The sequence below is a fragment of the Stenotrophomonas sp. GD03680 genome (assembly GCF_029844625.1).
Lineage (GTDB): Bacteria > Pseudomonadota > Gammaproteobacteria > Xanthomonadales > Xanthomonadaceae > Stenotrophomonas > Stenotrophomonas maltophilia_P.
This window is the reverse complement of the sequence record NZ_JAOCKC010000006.1, coordinates 107,435-129,008: the sequence shown is the minus strand read 5'-3', so window position 1 is coordinate 129,008 and position 21,574 is coordinate 107,435. Positions and strand designations below refer to the sequence as shown.

At 62.1% G+C, this 21,574-nt stretch carries 18 protein-coding genes; 9 read left to right on the top strand and 9 right to left on the bottom strand.

Features of this window, described 5'->3' with window-relative positions; all coding sequences use genetic code 11:
• Nucleotides 1-43 precede the first annotated feature (43 nt).
• Together N5J29_RS10195 and N5J29_RS10190 are read left to right on the top strand one after the other, a co-directional pair.
• Nucleotides 44-2,212: an SIR2 family protein gene (locus tag N5J29_RS10195; protein WP_197573146.1), complete on the top strand. Its 2,169-nt coding sequence runs from the start codon at nt 44-46 to the stop codon at nt 2,210-2,212.
• Between the two features lie 552 nt (nt 2,213-2,764).
• Nucleotides 2,765-3,868, top strand: coding sequence for a hypothetical protein (locus N5J29_RS10190; protein ID WP_197579984.1), 1,104 nt, complete (start codon nt 2,765-2,767; stop codon nt 3,866-3,868).
• Nucleotides 3,869-3,910: 42 nt separating this feature from the next.
• Here N5J29_RS10190 and N5J29_RS10185 read toward each other — a convergent pair whose 3' ends face one another.
• The 5 genes from N5J29_RS10185 to N5J29_RS10165 all read right to left on the bottom strand — a co-directional run bounded on the left by N5J29_RS10185 (nt 3,911) and on the right by N5J29_RS10165 (nt 10,573).
• Nucleotides 3,911-4,417, bottom strand: a complete 507-nt coding sequence (locus N5J29_RS10185) for a hypothetical protein (protein ID WP_049459868.1) — start codon at nt 4,415-4,417, stop codon at nt 3,911-3,913.
• Nucleotides 4,414-6,417 (bottom strand): hypothetical protein, encoded by a 2,004-nt coding sequence (locus N5J29_RS10180; protein WP_125899103.1) that lies wholly within the window; start codon nt 6,415-6,417, stop codon nt 4,414-4,416. Before N5J29_RS10180 ends, N5J29_RS10185 begins: the two co-directional genes overlap by 4 nt.
• Nucleotides 6,417-8,414, bottom strand: coding sequence for a hypothetical protein (locus N5J29_RS10175; protein ID WP_125899102.1), 1,998 nt, complete (start codon nt 8,412-8,414; stop codon nt 6,417-6,419). Before N5J29_RS10175 ends, N5J29_RS10180 begins: the two co-directional genes overlap by 1 nt.
• The gene (locus N5J29_RS10170) at nt 8,411-9,745 is read right to left on the bottom strand and encodes a site-specific integrase (protein ID WP_125899101.1); all 1,335 of its coding nucleotides are present in this window, start codon (nt 9,743-9,745) and stop codon (nt 8,411-8,413) included. The genes N5J29_RS10175 and N5J29_RS10170 overlap by 4 nt, the downstream gene beginning before the upstream one ends.
• A gap of 66 nt (nt 9,746-9,811) precedes the next feature.
• On the bottom strand, nt 9,812-10,573 hold the full coding sequence (locus N5J29_RS10165) for a ferredoxin--NADP reductase (protein WP_164150478.1): 762 nt from the start codon (nt 10,571-10,573) through the stop codon (nt 9,812-9,814).
• Nucleotides 10,574-10,657: 84 nt separating this feature from the next.
• Here N5J29_RS10165 and N5J29_RS10160 point away from each other — a divergent pair, with 84 nt between their 5' ends.
• The 4 genes from N5J29_RS10160 (at nt 10,658) to N5J29_RS10145 (ending at nt 14,353) form a co-directional block, all read left to right on the top strand.
• Nucleotides 10,658-11,626, top strand: coding sequence for an ABC transporter ATP-binding protein (locus tag N5J29_RS10160; RefSeq protein WP_164150561.1), 969 nt, complete (start codon nt 10,658-10,660; stop codon nt 11,624-11,626).
• Complete coding sequence (locus N5J29_RS10155; protein ID WP_053519566.1) at nt 11,623-12,414, top strand: ABC transporter permease; 792 nt, start codon at nt 11,623-11,625, stop codon at nt 12,412-12,414. The genes N5J29_RS10160 and N5J29_RS10155 overlap by 4 nt, the downstream gene beginning before the upstream one ends.
• A gap of 71 nt (nt 12,415-12,485) precedes the next feature.
• Complete coding sequence (gene panE, locus N5J29_RS10150; protein ID WP_053519584.1) at nt 12,486-13,424, top strand: 2-dehydropantoate 2-reductase; 939 nt, start codon at nt 12,486-12,488, stop codon at nt 13,422-13,424.
• On the top strand, nt 13,421-14,353 hold the full coding sequence (locus N5J29_RS10145) for an epimerase (protein WP_065174293.1): 933 nt from the start codon (nt 13,421-13,423) through the stop codon (nt 14,351-14,353). Before panE ends, N5J29_RS10145 begins: the two co-directional genes overlap by 4 nt.
• Here N5J29_RS10145 and N5J29_RS10140 read toward each other — a convergent pair.
• Nucleotides 14,344-15,156 (bottom strand): TatD family hydrolase, encoded by an 813-nt coding sequence (locus N5J29_RS10140; protein WP_065174512.1) that lies wholly within the window; start codon nt 15,154-15,156, stop codon nt 14,344-14,346. The genes N5J29_RS10145 and N5J29_RS10140 overlap by 10 nt on opposite strands.
• Nucleotides 15,157-15,223: 67 nt before the next feature.
• On the opposite strand from N5J29_RS10140, the gene hrpB reads away from it, so the two are divergent.
• Both hrpB and N5J29_RS10130 read left to right on the top strand, forming a co-directional pair.
• On the top strand, nt 15,224-17,728 hold the full coding sequence (gene hrpB, locus N5J29_RS10135) for an ATP-dependent helicase HrpB (RefSeq protein WP_164150477.1): 2,505 nt from the start codon (nt 15,224-15,226) through the stop codon (nt 17,726-17,728).
• A 118-nt stretch (nt 17,729-17,846) separates the two neighbouring features.
• The gene (locus N5J29_RS10130; protein ID WP_065174291.1) at nt 17,847-18,236 is read left to right on the top strand and encodes a hypothetical protein; all 390 of its coding nucleotides are present in this window, start codon (nt 17,847-17,849) and stop codon (nt 18,234-18,236) included.
• Between the two features lie 59 nt (nt 18,237-18,295).
• Here the strand turns inward: N5J29_RS10130 and N5J29_RS10125 are convergent, their stop codons facing one another.
• The 3 genes from N5J29_RS10125 to N5J29_RS10115 form a co-directional block, all read right to left on the bottom strand.
• On the bottom strand, nt 18,296-18,835 hold the full coding sequence (locus N5J29_RS10125) for a pseudouridine synthase (RefSeq protein ID WP_065174511.1): 540 nt from the start codon (nt 18,833-18,835) through the stop codon (nt 18,296-18,298).
• Nucleotides 18,836-18,903: 68 nt separating this feature from the next.
• Nucleotides 18,904-19,164: a hypothetical protein gene (locus tag N5J29_RS10120; RefSeq protein ID WP_065174290.1), complete on the bottom strand. Its 261-nt coding sequence runs from the start codon at nt 19,162-19,164 to the stop codon at nt 18,904-18,906.
• 85 nt (nt 19,165-19,249) lie between these two features.
• Nucleotides 19,250-20,107 (bottom strand): class I SAM-dependent methyltransferase, encoded by an 858-nt coding sequence (locus tag N5J29_RS10115; RefSeq protein WP_065174289.1) that lies wholly within the window; start codon nt 20,105-20,107, stop codon nt 19,250-19,252.
• A 170-nt stretch (nt 20,108-20,277) separates the two neighbouring features.
• Here N5J29_RS10115 and N5J29_RS10110 point away from each other — a divergent pair, with 170 nt between their 5' ends.
• Nucleotides 20,278-21,234: an aldo/keto reductase gene (locus N5J29_RS10110; protein ID WP_053518125.1), complete on the top strand. Its 957-nt coding sequence runs from the start codon at nt 20,278-20,280 to the stop codon at nt 21,232-21,234.
• Nucleotides 21,235-21,574: the final 340 nt, after the last annotated feature.

The following is a 21,574-nucleotide window of genomic DNA, read 5'->3' as shown; positions in this document are numbered from 1 at the left end:
TTTGAACCTACACTCTGTTCGAGAGCATTCAGAGGGAGTTGCAATGCAGTTCATCGTCGACGGGCCAGACATCCCAGAAGCACTTCTACAGGCACACGAAGAAGGACGAGTAGTCTTCTTCTGCGGCGCCGGAGTCTCCTACCCGTCAGGACTACCTGGTTTCAAAGGACTGGTTGAGCAAATCTATGCGTCGAATGGGACATCATTCACGGACATCGAGCGTGCCGCCTTCGATCATTCAAAGTTCGACGCGACTCTCGATCTACTTGAAAGGCGACTGCCTGGGCAGCGATTGGCGGTTCGGCGCGCCCTAGCGAAATCGTTGAGACCCAAGCTTCGTCGGAAGGGAGCAATTGACACCCAAGCAGCGCTTCTTCGGTTAGCACGAAGCCGGGATGGCGCGTTGCGGTTGGTGACTACCAACTTCGATCGAACCTTCCACGCGGCGGCGAAGCGCATGGGCCAACCATTTCCGGCCTATCCCGCTCCAATGCTGCCGATCCCTAAGAGCAGCCGCTGGGATGGGCTTGTCTTTCTGCATGGCCTGCTTCCGGAGAGTGAGGATGATGCAGCACTCCATCGACTAGTGGCCACCAGTGGTGACTTCGGCTTGGCTTACTTGACCGAACGCTGGGCCGCGCGGTTCGTCAGCGAACTTTTTCGCAACTATGTCGTTTGCTTCATTGGATACAGCATTGACGATCCGGTCCTCCGGTACATGATGGACGCATTAGCAGCAGATCGAATGCTCGGTGAGGTTACCCCGCAGGCGTGGGCGTTCGGAGATTGCGAAGCCGGGAAAGAGCATCTGAAGACTATTGAATGGGAAGCTAAGGGCGTTAGACCTATCCTCTACAGGGTTCAGCCTGCTACCCATGACCACTCTGCGTTGCACGACACAATCAGGACTTGGGCAGATGTCTATCGCGATGGAGTTCAAGGTAAAGAGGCCATTGTTGCGAAGCACGCCATGGCCCAACCTCAGGACAGCACGCTCCAGGACGATTTTGTTGGACGAATGCTGTGGGCTCTTTCAGACAAGTCAGGCCTCCCCGCGAAGCGCTTCGCGGAGTTCAATCCAGTTCCCCCGCTTGAGTGGCTCCTCGAGGCATTTTCCCATGAGCGATTCTTGCAGAGGGATCTAGCCCGCTTTGGCTTCTCCTCGGTTAAGGAGGAGGATGCAGAACTCAGATTCAGCTTGGTTCGTAGGCCTGCGCCTTATGATCACGCTCCTCCTATGACACTGGCGTCTTCTGGAAGTATGGCCAGCCGATGGGATGGATTGATGTTCCAGCTCGCACGCTGGCTTGTGCGTCATCTGGACGATCCACGATTGATCATATGGATTGCAGAGCGTGGCGGGCAGATGGATAGTCGCTGGATCTCTCTAGTCGACTCCGAACTTGAGCGTCTGGCCACACTGGAACGGGATGGCAAAGTCTCGGAGCTGGATCTTATTCGCCTGGACGCCCCAAAGGGTGTGCCCGATCCAAAGATGCGAACTCTTTGGAGAATCGTGCTCGGTGGCCGACTCAAGACCCCACTGTCAGGGGGGCTGCTATATCGTTGGATCAAGCGTCTTAGACGTGAGGGACTGAACACGTCTCTTCGGATGGAACTTCGTAGCCTTCTCAGCCCAAAGATCACACTAAGGCGTCCATTTGTTTGGGACGGCGAAGTGGCCGATGGTGCAGACGAGACAGTGCGAATTAAGCAGTTGGTTGACTGGGACCTTGTGCTTGCGGAGGACAATGTACATGCGGTCCTCCAGGATCAGTCTAAGGGTGAGTGGGAGAAGGCACTCCCGCTCCTGCATTCGGACCTACAGCAACTGCTCTGTGACGCGCTGGGCCTTCTTCGAGATCTAGGAGAGGCAGATGACCTTGTCGATAGATCCTACTGGGACCTTCCATCAATCACGCCCCATTGGCAGAACCGGTCCTTCCGAGACTGGGTTAGCCTGATTGAACTGCTACGCGACGCTTGGTTAGCAGTTCGAGCTACGGATGAGTCGAGATCCACGCTCATGGCTCAGGCATGGTTCGAGATCCCGTATCCCACATTCAAGCGGCTGGCATTGTTTGCGGCCAGCCAGGACAATTGCATCGAGCAGGAGCAGTGGGTCGATTGGCTGCTACTGGATGAGGGGCGGTGGCTGTGGTCGCAGTGCACCGCACGCGAAGTGCTGAGGCTTCTTGTTCTCCAGGGGTGAATTCTAGACAACGCGTCTCAAGCACGCTTGGAGAATGTCATCTTGGCAGGACCTCCCCGCGAGATGTATCGCGATGATCTGGAGTCCGAACGCTGGGATCGCCTGGTTGCTCGCGCAGTATGGATTCGTCTAGCGAAGCTGGAGTCCTCGGGCCTACATCTTGGTGTGTCTGCAGCAAGGCGCCTAGCGGAGATATCCATCGCGCATCCTGAGTTGAGATTGGACCCTAACGAGAAGGACGAATTCTCACACTGGATGAGCGGCACCGGAGATCCGGATTTCGAGGACGGCAGAGAGGTCGATGTCGCCCCTCGCACTCGCAAGGAGCTAGTTGAATGGCTTGAATCGCCGAGGCCTGCCCATAGACCGTTCTATGAGGACACTTGGCGGGATGTCTGCCGTACTCGCTTCTTCCATAGCCTTGCCGCGCTCTGCGACCTCGCTCACCAAGACGTCTGGCCCGCAGTTCGGTGGCGCGAGGCGCTTCAGGTTTGGTCGGACGATTCAATGGCAGCCCGCTCCTGGCAGTACGCATCGCCTTTGGTACTGCTAATGCCTGATGAAGTTCTGTCCGAGATCGCACCTGCAGTAGCGTGGTGGATGGAGGCCACTTCAAGAAGCGGCGCGAATCGCGAGAACCTCCTATTGACTCTCGCCGGTCGAGTGCTTGCGCTTCCGATCCCCTTGAGTAGTGGCATGACAAGGAACGGCGAGCCAATCGATAACCCTGTCTCGGAGGCGATTAATCACCCCATTGGGCATGCCACGCGCGCCTTGCTCAATCTATGGTTCAAGAGGGCGCCCAACGATGGAGACCTACTTCCCCCTGAACTTAAGGCGGCATTTTCCGCCATATGCGATGTTGAAGTAGATCGATTCCGCCATGGCAGGGTGTTGCTCGCATCTAGACTCATCGCCCTGTATCGCGTAGACCGGGCGTGGACCGAAGCGACGCTACTACCGCTCTTCGATTGGTCCAACCCTGTCGAAGCGAAAGCAGCCTGGGAAGGATTTCTTTGGTCACCGCGACTGTACCAGCCATTGATGGTGGCATTGAAGTCGCAGTTCCTATTGACGGCCGGTCACTACGCCGACCTTGGTGAACACCGAGGACAGTTCTCTGCTTTCCTAACGCACTCAGCCCTAGGGCAATTGGAAGGCTACTCTCGGGACGACTTTAGATCTGCATTGGGCAAGCTTCCACAGGATGGACTGGAGAAGTCCGCACAATCGCTCTCCCAAGCACTGGAGGCCGCAGGCGATCAACGCGAAGACTTCTGGAGAAATCGAGTCCAACCCTTCTGGCAGGAGATTTGGCCAAAATCGCGCAATCTAGCTACACCCAGCATTGCTGCCTCCTTAGCTCGACTCGCCATCGCGGCCCGGGTTGAGTTCCCTTCCGCATTGAAGGCGGTACGTGACTGGCTTCAGCCGGTAGCGAATTCGGACTACATCGTCCATCTTCTACTAGAATCTGGCCTTTGTAGCCAGTCGCCAACTGAGGCTTTAGATTTGCTGGGTGCCGTTGTTGGATCCCAACAATGGGCGCCTCTAGGACTGAATGAATGCCTAGCTCAAGTAAGGGCCGCCGCTCCCGACCTAGAGCGAAACAACCAGTTTCATCGACTTGAGGAGCTGGTGCGAACGCGCTCCTAAGAGTTCTGGCGGGGCATCATTCGAAGCTTGCGAGATGCCCTATTACGAACTCGCTTTTCTCCTTCTCCCGCTCTCGATTCCAACCACCCTTGAGCCCGCCTCGCGCTGCTTCTTGATCTGTGACTTCAGCTCAGAAATCTCCTTCTTCAAGGCGGCGATCTTTGCATCTCGCTGCACCACCTCGATCGAGTACATGTTCTTGAACTGCGCAGAAATACCGTCGTACCTCTCTTTCCATCCCAGCCTTTGTGAGTAGGACTTTCGTCTGGCGGCCTTCACGCTCGTAGGAACGTCCACTCGAAGTTTCGTGAGCCAGGCCTGCACCTCGAGCTTTGTGGTGCCGGCATGCTTCTCTCCGTGCAGCGATACCGCTGTTACCTTTGCCCGCCGACACAGCTCTGCAACATTCAGCCGACCAGAGTTCCGTGGATACACTCCGTCGTTCTCCGATATCTCCCTGTCAATCTCGGCCATAGTTGATCGAAGGCGTGCAACGAACGCCTCCGTCCGCTCCTTTCCAAGCTCGGCAAGACTCTTCTTTTGTCTCATTTCAGAAGTACCACATTGGGTACGAGGCGCGTCAGCAAACTGCTCTTCGAGAAGTATTCGTCCACCTTCTTCCACCTGCCGAGCACGGACTTGATCTGCCCCCGGAACTGAGCAATGAGCATAACGTCATCATCCACGAAAGCGTGCTCTAGCAACTCAAGATTGTACTGAACTGTCTCGATGGCCTGAACAACGCTTCTGGACGCCTTATCCTCGTCGTCAGGGAGAATCAACTGATTCTCACATGCAGGATGACAGTAGTGTGGATTAGCCTGACCATGCCCCTTGTTGCAAAGGCCTCCATCGGTGAAGTTCGTACACACTATTCCTGGTGCGACAACTGCCCAAGAAGAGCCCTCAGCAGTCATCGCGCGGGCGAACTCCCTGATGTTCTGCGGATCAAGGGCGGACTTACCCAGCCGGCGCGCGAACAGCGCCACACGCCCCCGTAGCTTCTCTGCGCCGGCCCCCTGAACCTCATCAGCCTTATTGATCGCCTCCACTCCCTTTAGAATAAGCATCTCACGTACAACTTGCTGTACTTCGGAAAGAATTCCTGGATCCGAAAGTATGTAGCGCATGATTGTCATTTGTTCATCCCTGTGCCCAAAGACATCCATCAAAATCTTTGGCGCATGGACAAGCGCTAGAGCAACAATTCGAGCGAGGGTCTTTCGGAATCGATGCGGGTTCATACCACCATCGGTGAGCCAGCGCTCCAGGCCAAGTATCTCCACGAAGCTATTGAACACATGCGCAAGGCTCGGCACCTTATCTGGATATCTTGGGGAAACCCACAGGCCGTTCCCCTTTAGGCCGTGGTGCCGTCGAAAAATGTTCGCTAGGCGCTCTTGCTGCAGAATCGCTTGAATGGCAATTGACGGCGCTGGCGCTTCACTCTGCCTCCCTCCGGGATTCTCAAACTTCCAGGTTCTGAACTCGTAAACACTGGAACCACCTCGCTTGCCAAGCGAGCCGATCTGCATCGTTAGCAGTTCACCATGTCGGGGACCGCCAGAAAGAGCCACCGGAAAAGCGTGTGCACCCTGTAGAACCACTATCAGGCGCAAGGCCTGGGGTAACGTCCGAGGCGGCCATGCGACGGTTTTTCCACTTCGCCCGGATTTCATCGAAAATTGAAGCGGGGCATCCCTAAGCGGCTCCCCGTCAGGCCCCCGCCATTCCCATGACCGGATCACAGCATTGCTTACGCGAGCAGCTCGGCGACTGGGAGATGGCGAGGGACCGTCTTTCAGATCACGAGTAGTTTCAGTAGCGGCGAGTGCGGCCTCTACGGCATCCAACAAAGTAGGACCAACGACTTCGATCATCACCAGTGCCATCGAGCCTGCTTCAGAGACGAACTCATCTGAGTATGGCTGATGAGGTTTCGCTATGCTGACCGGGATTGTATGCTCAGGTTCACCCGTTCGATCTCGCGCAGCCTTCATTCCATGAACCGTTGGACGCATGGGCGCGGGGCCATCGGGAAGACACCCCAGTCGGTGGTAGTACTCAACCACCCCAAGGCAGTCAGAGTACTTCTGCGTCAGGCCAGCGCGTTCGACCAGGCTCCAGAGTCTCTTGGAGCTTGGACGTACATTTGTACGCTGGATCGCCCTCTTAAGATTGGCAATGAGCGTCCGGATCGTTGTGTATCTATACACCTTCCCGGTTTTGCCTGGAATTATCGCCATCGTGATCGCCAGCCTCATAAGCTCTCGAACTACGAAGGGTGAGTGCTTCCCCTTGCACGTCTTGCCCCTTCCAGAATAGAGCCTTAGATCGAGATCAGAGGTCCGTAGGCCAGACTGATGTTCGTCGTCAATACGAAGAACGCCCCAGTTGTCCCCCATTCCAACAAGCTTCTGAAGCTGCTTCAGCTTTGCCTCCGGCGCCAACCTCAGCTCATTCGGACTAATCGACAGTAGCGACACCTCCACGTCAGGAGCTAGGAGTTCATGGTTGCCTGCTACTAGAGACCGGTTGACCATTTTCATCAGTGCTGCCCTGCGAAGTAGATTGGCATGTGCTCACCGGAGGCTATCCTTGCCGCCCACTTATCAATGGCGAACTTCACTGCATCTGCTGGCCATTGAAGAACGGTTAGGCGAAGCCGCGCCAGGTCACTTGCATCTGATCCAGCATCGAACCGAACCATTCCTACGGAGGTCCGAACTGCCTCTAGCTCTGCCACACGCCGGCAGATGAAGTCCAGGCTGTCCGTGAACACAAAACAGTTGGGGCAGCCGCTGGAAGCACACCTATGCTGCTGGACGCATAGAGTGCATCCATCTCTCGGATTGCCTGGATCAATGACTGCTGGCGGGCTGTAAGGATCTGCACATCCGCTTCCGTCGTAGGTCTTATGACGGCGTGCTTGATTCAGCTTTTCGATCTCGGCTTCACTGACGTCCAACTTTGCGAGCTTCGCCCTCGTCAAGGCTACGTCGAACACACGATTGACCCGAAGCTGGGAGAACAAGTCATCAATCACTTCGGACACAAGCGAGAAGGATTCCTCAAAAGAAGATCTTCGGTAGCCATAGTGCCTAGTGGTCATGAGGTTCTTGTGACCAAGTAGTACCATCATTACCCAGTTCGAGTATTGAGAATCCTTGAAGATCGCAGCCGCGGCGACATCTCTGAACTGTCCAATTGACATGGTCTCGGAAGCTGTACGGGTGCCGTCATCGAGTTGCTCTATCAGAGAGGCGAGCCAGTTGTTTGCAGTTCGAGTTGTGCGGGGATTTACTACATACACCCCTTGTCGCCGTCCGCGCACTGTTACGCCCACCCATGGACTACGAGCGACAACGTCTGGGAGAGGGCACAGGCGCGGGTTTCTTTCGATATGGCCTCGAAGCCCTTCTGTCCGCTTCAGAAGAAGCTCAACTAACGAATGACAGCCCGTCGCATCGCCTACCCGTGACACAGTCCATTGCGCGGTCCCTTTGGCCCGGTCCTTAGGCGCATAGATCCATGCATGCTGCTCATCATAGACTGCCGTCCAGTCGCTCAAGTTCATGGATGCTGCGGTTGCGGGGTTCCAGGCGCTCCGCGCTACAAAGAGCAGGAAGAAAATTGAGACATCTGCGCTAGTAGGATAGGTTCCGGCAACCAGATCGTGCCAGCCGACCTCGCTTCCTGATCGTTCGTGGTCATCGGGGTAGTGCGCCCACCAGCTTGGGAGTCTTTTGATGCGCTTGCCGAAGATCGCCAACAACTGAGATCGCCGAGGCACTGGATTTCCCGTCAGCCTTATGAGCGCGCGATAGGTCGCGTGCGCATCCGCTTCCGTACATACGAAGTCGGGGGCATTCATGAACTCAGGATTCTCTCTGTACAACTCGATCAGATCGCGTCCTTGAGGAATGAGTCTGTCCGTTCTCCTCCACCGCTGTAGAACCTTCAGTGCCTCCGCTCGTAGCAGCCTAATGACGGCCAATCCGTGCTCTTCGGATGGGGTCTCGCGGCGATTCGAGGCTATCCTGAAAACTGGAAGTACTAGCTCTGGAAGTTCATGGTAGCTAATCGCGGTCTTTATAATCGCGCGGACGACGGCAGCTCTGCTGTCCATAGTGGCATCCCATGCACCCTCCGGACCCGGGCTTGTGTAGAGGGCAACGTGCCGGGATGTCAGATCGCGAAGTCTAACCACCCGTTTGAATGGAATTCCATTTGAGGCCATGTATCCCTCAAGTGCATCGAGGAATCTCCAGAAGGACACCAGTGCCCCCCTTCTTGCAGCTGCACCGTCTGATGCGATGCCTTCAATACTCGCGCTCAGCGTAGGCCATAGATCGCGCAGCAGCTCCGGCCTACCAGTGAATCCCCCCTTCCAGGAATGCCTGACTGCGGCAATGGGCGGGGCATCACTTGCACCAGTCGCCAGAATCGAGAAGTCATAGATCTTCCCCGTGCTAATGAGGTCCGGATGTGTACAGGGCACCACCCATTTCCCAGGCATTCCCCCTGTATCTTCACGCGCTCTCACGTCAATGCCTCGTCGATGATCGCATTCCAACGAATTGCTGGATGCCCTCGATCACGACCAATTTTGGCTACCGCAGCGCGCAAGTATTGCATCGTCGTGCGCTCATCAACGTGCCCCATAAGCGGACTGAGAAGCATCTTTACCTGTCCGGCCATGAGCCCATGCAACCAACCGAAGTCAGCACCACTCAGCTCTGAGTTGCCTGCGAGGGCCAACTGCGCCCGCGTCAGGGCGCAGATCTTCTCCACCGCAAAATGGTGCCTTCCTGTATGAGGGTGCCATCCTTTGGGACAATGCCGATCGGAAGTCCAAATCCGGCGAAGCATCTCATTGCTCACAGGTCGGTTCACACCTTCTCCAAGCCACAGACGATCTGTCCGCTTGGTGTGTTTCCTATCACCAATGTGATATCTCGTCAGCTGGGTCGGTCGAATCACCGAAATGTAGTGCCAGATCCTTTCGGCAAGATCTAGTGGCACAAATACCGTACGCCATCTTGTGCCAAGGTCTGACCCAGGACTGACCTTGCCTCCCTTAGTGCCATACTTGAGCACTAGCGGAACCTCACCAGCCAATATCCAGTCGGGTTGCCAGTTGGTTCTCTCGCTCGTTCTTTTTGCTGGAAAACAGGTGACCCGTAGTTGATTGGCTTCCGAGATCCTGAGGCCAGAACGGATGATCAGCTCGAAGATCAGAATTTTTACGGGCGCACGCACCGAAATCGACTTCAACCACATCTCAACCTCCCTGTCAGGAGGGAGGATGATCGGAGCTTCCGGCGCAGTTAGAGACCCGATCCGCACAGTCTTTGAGCGCAGTGTTCCGCTTTGCGAGCTTGTGGGCGATATGTAGGTGTATGCAACTTTTCTTACAGGTATCTGCATGGGCAGGCGATAGCCGCGCTCGCTGGCCCAGGTCAGAAATAGACACGCCTCATTGACGTAGAGGTTAACTGTAGCGGGATCCAACTGCCTCCCACTCGGGGAGCCGTCTCCACTCAGGAGTGCCGGCTGATACTGATGAAGGATATTCTCGTTGTAGGAAATTTCTCGCCAATCAGTGGCTTGGTCTATGCACCATTCGAGAAAAATAGAAAGCCTTGCGGCCATGTTTCTTCGCGAGCGCAAGGTTGGGATGGGCCCGTAAAAGAGCTCACTCTCAGCTTTTGCTTTTGATCGGTCGCGAGGAAGTTGCCATTCCCCGTTGCTGCGCTCATCGAGGTAGCGGTTGGCTTCAATTGGGTATGAGCCATCGTCACCGATCAGAATCGGTACATGCTGCAACTTAGGCGCGTGTGCAAAGGCTCCCTCAGGGGGCATAACCACTTGCATCGGATTGACTCCGAGCTGACCTGCAGCGGACGGTACGCCCGCTGTTCGCCAAGGTCAATAGGCCACTTAAGCCTTTGAAGGGGTTGAACTTACGTACTTCTCGCGGCGGATCTGCGGGTTGCCCAGCCCGGCCGCCTTGAGCAGCTCGGCGCAGGCATCGACCATGTCCGGGTTGCCGCACAGGTAGGCGATATCGGTGGCCGGGTCCGGCGTGAAACCAGCCAGGGCCTGCTGCACGTAGCCATGATGGACGTCGGCGTGGGCCTGTTCCGGCAACTCCCGCGACAGGCACGGAACATAGCGGAAGTTCGCGTGTTTTTCGGCGAAACTGTAGAAATCTTCGCTGTACAGCAGTTCGCCCGGGCTGCGTGCACCCTGCAGCAGGACGACCTGCACGCCGCGTTCGGTCATGGCCCTTTCCAGCAGTGGCAGCATCGAGCGATAGGGGGTCACGCCGGTACCGGTGGCGATCAGCAGATAGCGCGCGTTGTGATCGCCGGGGTTCAGGCAGAACCGCCCGTACGGGCCGGACGCGCTGATCTGGCCGCCGGTTTCCAGCGCCTCGAACAGCGCTGTAGCGGCGCCGCCGGGCACGAAACTGACCGCGATATCCACGGCTTCGCCGGGCCCCAGTGCGTGATCATGCAGGGTGGCCAGGGAATAGCTGCGCTTGGTCTCGGTGCCATCGGCGTAGCTGAAATGGACCTGGATGAACTGGCCGGGCTGGAAATCCAGCGGCTGGCCATCGTCGCGCACGAACTGGTAGTGGCCGACGGTCGGGGCCAGCATGCGGCGGCCGACCAGCTTGAGGGGGAATTGAACAGGCACGACTTTTCGGGACAGTGTGTAGCCGGGGCAAGCCCTCGGGGTCTTCTATAATAGCCCTTCCCCGCCCCTCTCCAGCGCCAGCCCATAGGCGCGAAGGCTTCGAGCTTGGCATCCCTGAACGATACGGCGCCCGCCCTGCGCGTGCGCGATCTGCGCAAAACCTACGACAACGGAACCCAGGCCCTGAAGGGGGTCTCGCTGGAGGTCGCCCCGGGCGACTTCTTCGCCCTGCTGGGCCCCAACGGGGCTGGCAAGTCCACCCTGATCGGCATCATCAGCTCCCTGGTCAACCTCAGCGAGGGCCAGGTGGAGGTGTTCGGCAGCGACCTGGTGCGCAACCGCAGCGCGACCATGCGCCTGATCGGCCTGGTGCCGCAGGAGATCAACTTCAACCTGTTCGAAAAACCCTTCGACATTCTTGTGAACTACGCCGGCTTCTATGGCGTACCGCGCGAGGAAGCGGAGCAGCGCGCGGAAGAGGAACTCAAGCGTGCCCATCTGTGGGAGAAGGCGCAGGTGATGAGCCGCACCCTGTCCGGCGGCATGAAGCGCCGGCTGATGATCGCCCGCGCGATGATGACGCGTCCCCGCCTGCTGATCCTGGATGAGCCGACCGCGGGCGTGGACATCGAGATCCGCCGCGACATGTGGCGGGTGCTGAAGGAGATCAATGCGGCTGGCACGACGATCATCCTCACCACCCACTACCTGGAGGAGGCCGAGTACCTGTGCCGGCATCTGGCGATCATCAACCACGGCCGGATCGTCGAGCAGGGGCCGATGCGTGCGCTGCTGGCCAAGCTGGACGTGGAAGGCTTCCTGCTGGACATCGATGGCGATCTGCCGGTGCAGCTGCCGGCGATCGAGGGCGCAACCCTCAGCGCGCCCGACGCGCACACCCTGGACATCGACATGCCACGGGCGATGGATCTGAACCGCGTGTTCGCCGCGCTGAATGAAGCCGGCATCCGCGTGCGCTCGATGCGTACCAAGAGCAACCGCCTGGAGGAGCTGTTCGTGCGCCTCACCGGCAACCAGGAGAAATCCGCATGAGCACCACCGAGCTGACCGACGGCCAGCGCAACCGCGTCGCGCTGCTGACCATCGTGCGCCGCGAAGTGACCCGGATCATGCGCATCTGGGGCCAGACGCTGGTGCCGCCGGCGATCACCATGACCCTGTACTTCCTCATCTTCGGCGGCCTGATCGGCTCGCGCGTGGGCGAGATGGGCGGGTACAGCTACATGCAGTTCATCGTGCCCGGGCTGGTCATGATGAGCGTGATCCAGAACAGCTACGGCAACATCAGCTCGTCCTTCTTCGGCGCCAAGTTCGGCCGCCACGTGGAAGAGCTGCTGGTGAGCCCGATGCCGAACTGGGTGATCCTGTGGGGTTACGTGGCCGGTGCGGTACTGCGCGGCCTGATGGTCGGCGTGATCGTGCTGATCATCGCGATGTTCTTCACCCCCGTGCGCATCCCGCACCCGCTGGTGACACTGACCACGGTGCTGTTGGGCGCCACCATCTTCTCGCTGGCCGGCTTCATCAATGCCGTGTACGCGAAGAAGTTCGACGACGTGGCGATCGTTCCGACCTTCATCCTGACCCCGCTGACCTATCTGGGCGGCGTGTTCTATTCGGTGAAGCTGCTGCCGGCCTGGGCTGAAGCAGCGACCCATGCGAACCCGATCTTCTACATGGTCAACGCGTTCCGCTACGGCCTGCTGGGCAGCAGTGACGTGCCGCTGTGGGTCGCGTACGCGCTGATGATCGGCTTCGTGGTGGTGCTGACGGCGGTGGCGCTGTGGCTGCTGCGCCGCGGCGTGGGCATGCGCAGCTGAGCGCCGATCGCCGGGGTCGCGATCCCCGGCACACTCGCAACATTGGTTCCGCAGACAACGGTGAACGTGCAATGCGCATCCTGATTCTCGGCGCCGGCGGTACCGGCGGTTACTTCGGCGGCCGCCTGGCCCAGGCCGGTGTGGACGTGACCTTCCTGGTCCGCCCTGCCCGCGCCGGGCAGCTTGCACGCGATGGACTGGTGATCCGCAGTCCAGTCGGCGATGCCGCCTTCCCGGTGCAGCACGTGACAGCCGATGCGCTGCCCGCGCTGGCCCGCGAGAGGCCCTTCGACCTGGTCATCCTCAGCTGCAAGGCCTACGACCTGGACAGCTCGATCGAGGCCATCGCGCCGGCGGTGGGCCCCCGCACCACCGTGCTGCCGATCCTCAACGGGCTGCATCACTACAACGATCTGGATGCACGCTTCGGCCGCGAGGCGGTGCTGGGTGGGCTGTGCTTCATCAGTGCGACCAAGGCACCGGACGGTGCGGTGGTGCATCTGGGAAAACCCGCCAAGCTCACCTTCGGGGAACGCGACGGTGGCGCACTCTCGGCGCGCGTGCGTGCCTTCGCCGCCGCCTGCACGCAGGCCAACCTCGATCACCTGGCCAGCGAACGCATCGGCCAGGAGCAGTGGATCAAGTACACCTTCCTCACCGCGCTTGCCGCGGCGACCTGCCTGTTGCGCGCGGACATCGGCACGATTGTCGCGACCGATGATGGCACGGCCATCGTGCAGGGCCTGTACGACGAGTGCCTGGCCGTGGCGGAGGCGGCCGGTGAGGCAGTCCCGGCGGCAGCGCAGGACACTGCGCGCGGCACGTTGACCCAGGCCGGCTCGGCATTGAAGGCCTCGATGTTGCGTGACCTGGAGGCCGGGCAGCAGGTGGAGGCCGGCCACATCGTCGGTGACATGCTGGCGCGTGCACGCAGCGCCGGCCAGCAGGGCGTGCTGCTGCAGGTCGCCTACAGCAGCCTGCAGGCCTACCAGGCGCAGCGCCGGGCGTGAGCCTGACGCTGCCGGCCGGTCCGTTGCCCGGACGGGTGCTGATCCTGGGCATGGGCTGGAGCGGGCGCGTACTGGCGGCTCGCCTGGAAGCGCTGGGCGTGCAGGTCGCCGGCACCGTACGCGATCCGGCCACGGCAGCCGTGGATGGCCTGCGCTGCCATCGACTCTGCGCTGGAACAGCACCTGCACCCGCGCTTCTGGATGACATCGCGCGCGCCGATGCGGTGCTGGGCAGCATACCGCCCGATGCCGACGGCGACCCGGCAGTGCGCATGCTGCGCACGGCACTGGAAGACAGTCCCGCATTGCAGTGGGTGGGCTATCTGTCGTCAACGTCGGTGTACGGCGACCGCCAGGGCGGCTGGATCGATGCGGACAGCGTGGCCGACGCCACCGGGCCTGCGGGCCTGCAGCGCCTGCGCGCGGAGTCGCAATGGCGCGCACTGGCCAGCCGGCGCGGCATCGCCTCGGCAGTGTTCCGGCTGCCCGGGCTGTATGGTCCCGGCCGCAACGCACTGGTGCAGCTCGCGCAGGGACGTGCCCGCCATGTGCTGAAGCCGGGCCTGTTGTTCAACCGCCTGCATGTGCAGGACCTGGTGGCGGTGATCATCGCGGCGATGCGGCGACCCGCCCTGCAGGCGCTGTACTTGCCCAGCGACGATGAGCCGGCACCGCCACAGGACGTGCTGGCCTTCGCCGCGCAGCTGGGAGGCTTTGCGATGCCACCGGCAATGGCGTGGGACGACCCGGCGCTGAGCCCGGCCCTGCGCCGCTTCTACGAAGGCAGCAAGCGCATCGACAGCCGCGGTACGCGCGAAGCGCTGGGGTGGGCGCCGCAGTTTCCGACGTATCGGGAAGGGCTGACGGATCTTGCCGCTTCGCTCGCCGGGCATGGCCGAGCGTTACCGGATCCGGGCATTCACGGCTGACGTGTAGTGTCGGCGTCGGGCAGCCGGAAGAAGGCACGGGCCGCCGCCGTTGCATGGGCTGCGGTCAGCACGACGTCCTCGCCACGATCACGGGCCAACTCCTCGACGATGTGCGAAAGGAACATCGGTTCGTTGCGGCGATCCTTCGGCATCGGCTTGAGCGTGCGCGGCAGCAGGTACGGCGCATCGGTCTCGATCATCAGGCGATCGGCTGGAATGCTCTTCACCAGCTCGCGCAGGTGCGCCCCGCGACGCTCGTCGCAGAGCCAGCCGGTGATGCCGATGTACCAGTCCTGGTCGAGGTAATCAAACAACTCCTCCCGTTCACCGGTGAAGCAGTGCACCACCGCCGGCCCGAGGCGACCCTCGAAGTTCTTCATCTGCGCCATGAAGTCGGCGTGCGCGTCGCGCTGGTGCAGGAACAGCGGCTTGCCGTTCTCCGCCGCCAGCTGCAGCTGGCGCTCGAACGCACGGTGCTGGGCAGGTCGCGGCGAGAAGTCACGGAAGTAGTCCAGTCCGCACTCGCCGACCGCCACCACTTCCGGGTGGGCATGCAGGGCGCGCATCTCTGCATCGCATTCTTCGGTGTACTCCACCGCATGATGCGGGTGTACGCCGGCCGTCGCATACAGGAATCCCGGATGCTGCTGGGCCAGCTGCAGCGCCAGCGGAGAGTGCTCGCGGCTGGCCCCCGTGACCACCATCTGCACCACCCCGGCCTGGCGGGCACGCTGCAGCACGGCGTCGCGGTCGCGGTCGAAGGAGTCGTGGGTCAGATTGGCGCCGATATCGATCAGGTGCATGGTCATCGCGGAGGAAATGTGCCTGCGCATTGTACCCGCGCCCAGCGTGGCCCCTTATCCTTTGCGCATGAACGCCCCGCACTTCCCCATTTCTCCGCTGCTGCCGCAGATCCAGCAGCATCTGGCCGCACAGCCACGGCTCGTGCTGGAGGCACCACCGGGCGCCGGCAAGACCACCCAGGTACCGCTGGCGCTGCTCGATGCACCGTGGCTGCAGGGCCGCAGGATCATCCTGCTGGAGCCGCGCCGGGTGGCCGCGCGCAGCGCAGCGATGTTCATGGCAAGGCAGCTCGGCGAGGAGGTCGGCGATACCGTCGGCTACCGCATCCGCTTCGAGAACCGGGTGTCCGCGCGCACCCGCATCGAGGTGGTGACCGAAGGCATCCTGACCCGCATGCTGCAGGACGACCCGTTGCTGGAACAGGTGGGCGCGATCCTGTTCGACGAGTTCCATGAGCGCCACCTCAGCGGCGACCTGGGATTGGCACTGGCGCTGGACGTACAGGCACAGCTGCGCCACGACCTGCGGCTGGTGGTCATGTCGGCGACCCTGGATGGCGAGCGGCTGGCACGCTTCCTCGACGCACCCCGCTTGAGCAGCGAGGGCCGCAGCTACCCCGTGACCGTCAGCCACTTCCCGGCGCGTCGCGAAGAATCGCTGGAACTGCAGGTCCGCCGCGCAGTGCAGCAGGCGCTGGTCGAGCACCCGGGCGACGTGCTGGTGTTCCTGCCTGGCCAGCGGGAGATCGCCCGCGTGCAGGCCGGTCTGCAGGAATCGATCGGCGGCAACACCGAGGTCCTGGCACTGCATGGCGAACTGCCGGTGGAACAGCAGGCGCGCGTGCTGCAACCCGCAGATGAGGGCCGCCGCCGCGTGGTGCTGGCCACCAACGTGGCCGAATCCTCGGTGACCCTGCCCGGCGTGCGCGTGGTGATCGACAGCGGCCTGGCACGCGAGCCCCGCTATGACCCGAACAGCGGCTTCACCCGCCTGGACGTGCTGGCCATTGCGCAGGCCTCGGCCGACCAGCGTGCCGGTCGTGCCGGCCGCGTGGCCGAGGGCGTGGCCTGGCGCCTGTGGCCGCAGTCGCAGCGGCTGGAGCCTCAGCGGCGTGCCGAGATCGACCAGGTCGAACTGGCAGGACTGGCGCTGGAGCTGGCGGCGTGGGGCAGCAGCGACCTGCGCTTTCTCGATCCGCCCCCAAGCGGACCGATGGGTGCGGCGCGCGAGCTGCTGCACCGCCTGGGCGCGTTGTCGGAGTCGGGCGCGATCACCGCCTTGGGCCGACGCGTGCTGGCGCTGGGTACCCATCCACGCATGGCCGCGATGCTGCTCGCCGCCCCTGACCCGCACGCACAGGCGCTGGCGGCCGATCTGGCGGCGCTGCTGGAAGCACGCGACCCCCTGCGCCAGGGCGGCGATGCACTGGCGGCACGCTGGCGCGCGCTGGCCGCGTTCCGTGCTGGCCGCGCGCCGGCCGATGCCAGTCGTGGTGGACTGGCTGCCATTGATGCCGCCGCGCGCCAGTGGCGGCGTCGGCTGCGCTGCGATGCCGCGCCCCCTGCCAGCATCGAAGCGCACGCGCTGGGCGATCTGCTGGCGCACGCTTTTCCCGATCGCATCGGCTTCCAGCATCCGGGCGATCCGCTGCGCTACCTGCTCGCCAACGGGCGCAGCGCGCGCCTGCATGAACTGAGCGATCTGCGTGGCGAACCGTGGCTGGTCGCCAGCGAACTGCGTTTCGAGGCCCGCGATGCGCTTCTGCTGCGCGCCGCGCCGGTCGATGAGGACCATCTGCGCAGGATCTACCCGCAGCGCTTCGTCACCACCGACACGGTGCGCTGGGACGGCGAACGGCGTGCGCTGGTCGCACTGCGCGAAACCCGCTTCGATCGCATCGTGCTGGACAGTCGCTCGGCGGGCCGGGTCGACCCGGAACACGCGGCCGGCGCCTTGACCGAGGCTGTTGCCGAGCTCGGCCTGCAGGCACTGCCGTGGACTGAGGCCCTGCGCCAATGGCAGGCACGGGTGGAGTCGCTGCGTCGCTGGATGCCCGAGCTGGAGCTGCCCGACTGCAGCGATGCCACGCTGCTCGCCACCCGCGCGCAGTGGCTGCAGCCTGCGTTTGCCGGCAAGAGCCGCCTCGATGCGCTGGACGAAGCCAGCTTCGCAGAAGCGCTGAAGTCGCCCCTGGCATGGTCACAGCGGCAGCTCGTGGAGCGGCATGCGCCAAGCCGCATCACTGTGCCCTCCGGGCTGGAGCGGCCCATCACCTATGCACTGGACAGCGAGTCCGGCGAACCGCTGCCACCGGTGCTGGCCGTGAAGCTGCAGGAGTTGTTCGGACTGGCAGACACTCCCCGCATCGCCGATGGGCGCGTGCCACTGACCCTGCACCTGCTGTCACCCGGCGGTCGTCCGCTGCAGGTCACCCAGGACCTGCGCAACTTCTGGGAAAACACCTATGCCGAGGTGAAGAAAGAGATGAAGGGCCGCTATCCCCGCCATCCCTGGCCGGACGACCCGTGGACGGCCACCGCCACCCACCGGGCCAAACCACGGGGAACATAGCAATCCTGCCTGATCCTGAATGGAGCGCGTAGAGTCACGCCGTGTGACTGCCCGACTGACATACCGTTTACGGGCAACGCGCCACACTGGACTTCGACCCGAGGCAAAGGACCCCCGCATGAGCAGACTGACCGTGATTACCGACCGCGCCCTGGAGCGCGCCCTGGACCTGGCCCACACCGCGGGCGACGGCCTGAAGAGTGCCGGCGGCAGCCTGCGCCATCTGGGTCCGCAGGCCAGCGACTGGATCAAGACGGGAGCCGCACTGGGCGCAGTGAAGACCGGTGGCAAGGTTGCCACCAAGTTCGCCCGCCGCAATCCGGCAGTGACCATCGCCGCCGCGGCAGTGGGTGTGGGTCTGCTCGGCTATGCCCTGTATCGCAAGCAGCAGAAGAAGAAGGCGGCCAATGGTCAGGTCGTTGATGGCCAGGCGCAGCGCATCAGTGCCCGCGACCGCCGCAACGACACCGTGGTCGACGAGCACAGCGATATCGGCAGCGACGCCTGAGGCAGGCGGCTGCATCCGGGCCGGAGATCGCCTGTGGGTGATCTCCGGCCCGTTTCGTTTCAGCCGATCTGCCGCCACTGTCCGGGGCGCAGATCATCCAGCCGGTAAGGACCCATTGCCACCCGCACCAGGCGCAGGGTGGGCAGGTTCACGGCGGCGGTCATCCGCCGTACCTGGCGGTTGCGCCCTTCGCGGATCGTGATCGCCAGCCAGGTATCGGCAACGGTCTTGCGGAAACGCACGGGCGGATCGCGCGTCCACAGCTCCGGCGCGGGATCGAGCCGTTCGACCTTCGCCGGCAGGGTCGGCCCATCATTGAGGATCACGCCGCTGCGCAGGCGCTGCAGCTGTTCCTCGCCAGGCGTGCCTTCCACCTGCACCCAGTAGGTCTTGTCGGCCTTGTGCTTCGGGTCGGTCAACCTGTGCGCCAAGGGACCGTTGTCGGTCAGCAGCAGCAGGCCTTCGCTGTCATGATCCAGCCGGCCGGCCGCATAGACACGCGGCGGCAGGCCGAACCCCGCCAGGGTCGGGCGCGGCGGGACGCTGCGATCGGTGAACTGGCACAGCACATTGAACGGCTTGTTGAAGGCAATCAGCATCGCAGGCACGGCAGGCGGTGGATGCGGCATTGTCCCATCCCGGCGCTGCCATCGCGATCACGGGCGCCTCAGCCGAAGACCTTCCACTTCAGCAGGAACGAAACAAGCACCAGCGCAATGCCACAGGCCGATGCGATCGCCGCCCGCCGCCGCTGAGACGCCAATGGCGGGCTCGCACGGCGCGCGCGTTCATCCTGCAGGATGCCGATCAACAGCACCGCGAACCCCACCGCGCCCAGCAGGTCATAGGTATTGCCGCCATGGAAGGTGAAGTCGAACAGGCGTACCAGCACCAGTACTGCGATCACGATGTACAGGATCTTCTTCAACCGCTCACTCCTTTGACTGTCGCGCCGGGCCAGGCCCGGCGGATACACGTGTGTCCATTGCCGCTTGCGGCTGCGAGGCTTCGCCTCAGGGCTTGATGAAGCGCAGGGTCATGCGATCGCTTTCGCCGATGGCCTGGTACTTCGCGGCGTCGGCCTTGTCATGCTGGTTGGTCGGCGGCAGGGTCCACACGCCGTTGGGATGATCCTTGGTGTCGCGCGGGTTGGCATTGATCTCGCTGCGCGCATCCAACCTGAAGCCGGCGGCCTCGGCCAAGGCGATCACCTGCTGCTGGCCGACATAACCAGTGTCATCATCGTCGGCCACATCGGCCTTGGCGCGGTGCTCCACCACGCCCAGCACGCCGCCCGGCTTGAGCACGTTGAAGAAGCCTTGGAACATGCCCTGCGCCTGGCCGGCCTTGCGCCAGTTGTGCACGTTGCGGAAGGTCAGCACCACATCGGCCGAGTTGGCCGGTCCGAACACCGGCTTGGCCGGATCGTAGGCGATCACGACTGCTTTGCCGAACTGTGCCGGCGCACCGGCGAACTTCTTTTCCAGGCCATCGCGGCTGCGCTGCTGGTAGTCGCGGCCACGACCTTCTGCCACCGCCATCGGGTCGACCACGGCTGCCACGTACCGGCCCTTGTCATGCAGCAGCGGCGCGAGGATTTCCGAATACCAACCATTGCCCGGAGTGATTTCGATGACGGTCTTCTCCGGTGCCACCGAGAAGAAGGCCAGCGACTGTGCCGGATGACGGTAGCCATCACGCTTGACGTTGGCCGGATCACGGGTCGAAGCCTTCACCGCAGCGTCGATGGCGGGCGATACCTGGATCTGCGCCGGCGCCACCAAGGTCGGCGCAGCGTACGCGGGCACGGCAGCAAGCAGGGCGGAAGCAAGCAACAGGCGGCAACCACGCAGGGACGAAGCAGGCATCATCGGGGCGACTCCAGCGGAATGATGCGGCGAGACTAGCAGTCACCGCGCGCCAGGTGTTCACAAATCGTTAGCCGCGCGCCCGTCGCGGAACACTGTTTTGTGGTCAGCGCCGCAGCGCGGTAACACAACGCGTTCTATTCTGGAGCACTTCCCCCAAGGAGACCGTGCCCATGACGGCAACCCGTGAACTGGGCCGTTCCGGCCTGCATGTACGTCCGCTCGCCTTCGGAGGCAACGTGTTCGGCTGGAGCGCCGACGAGAAGGCCAGCTTCGCCCTGCTCGATGCCTTCGTCGACGCCGGCTTCAACCTGGTCGACACCGCCGACGTGTACTCGGCCTGGGTGCCCGGCAATGTGGGCGGCGAATCGGAAACGCTGATCGGCAGGTGGTTCGCCCGCAGCGGCAAGCGCGAGAAGGTGGTGCTGGCGACCAAGGTCGGCAAATGGGCCGAACGCCCTGGGCTGACCCCGGACAACATCAATGCGGCGGTGGAAGACTCGCTGCGTCGCCTGCAGACCGATGTGATCGATCTGTACCAGGCCCACGAGGATGATGAGTCGACACCGCTGGAAGCCACGCTGGCCGCGTTCGGTCGCCTGATCGAAGCCGGCAAGGTGCGCGCCATCGGTGCCTCCAACTACAGCGCCACCCGCCTGGCCGATGCGCTGAAGGTATCCACCGATTACAAGCTGCCGCGTTACGAAACCCTGCAGCCGGAGTACAACCTCTACGACCGCGCCGGCTACGAGACCGCGCTGGAACCGCTGGTGCAGCGCGAGCAGATCGGCGTGATCGGCTATTACGCACTGGCCAGCGGCTTCCTCAGCGGCAAGTACCGCACGGCAGCCGATGCGGGCAAAAGCCCGGCGCGGGGCGAGAACGTGGTGAAGCGTTATCTCAACCCGCGCGGCCTGCGCATCCTGGAAGCGCTGGATGACGTGGCCAGCAAGCACACTGCCAGCCCGGCACAGATCGCACTGGCATGGCAGATCGCACGGCCGTCGATCACCGCGCCGATCGTCAGCGCCACCAGCGTCGAACAGCTGCACGACCTGCTGGCCGCGGCGAATGTATCGCTGAGCGTGCAGGATGTCGCGCAGCTGGACGCGGCAAGCGCGGAAGGCTGAGATTGGCCGGGGCCGGTCGCCGGCCGGCTCCGGCATCGGGCAGAAGAAAATAATTCAACAAAATGGTTGCGCACGACTAAATCGTGGTTTATCGTGCGCACCTCGTTTCAACACCCGCCTGGATGTTTCCCTTGAACGCGCATTTCTCCGCCATCGCCACACTGCTGCCATGCCTGCGCATGGATGTGCTGGCGCGCGCGTCCGGCAAGGAAGCACTGCCCACAACGGCCTGATACCCGCCCTGCGGAGATCGGCCACCCCGATCTCCGAGGCTTGACGACGCCCTCGGAACGCATGTCCCGGGGGCGTTTTCGTTTGCGTCGGCACAAGGACCCGCGAT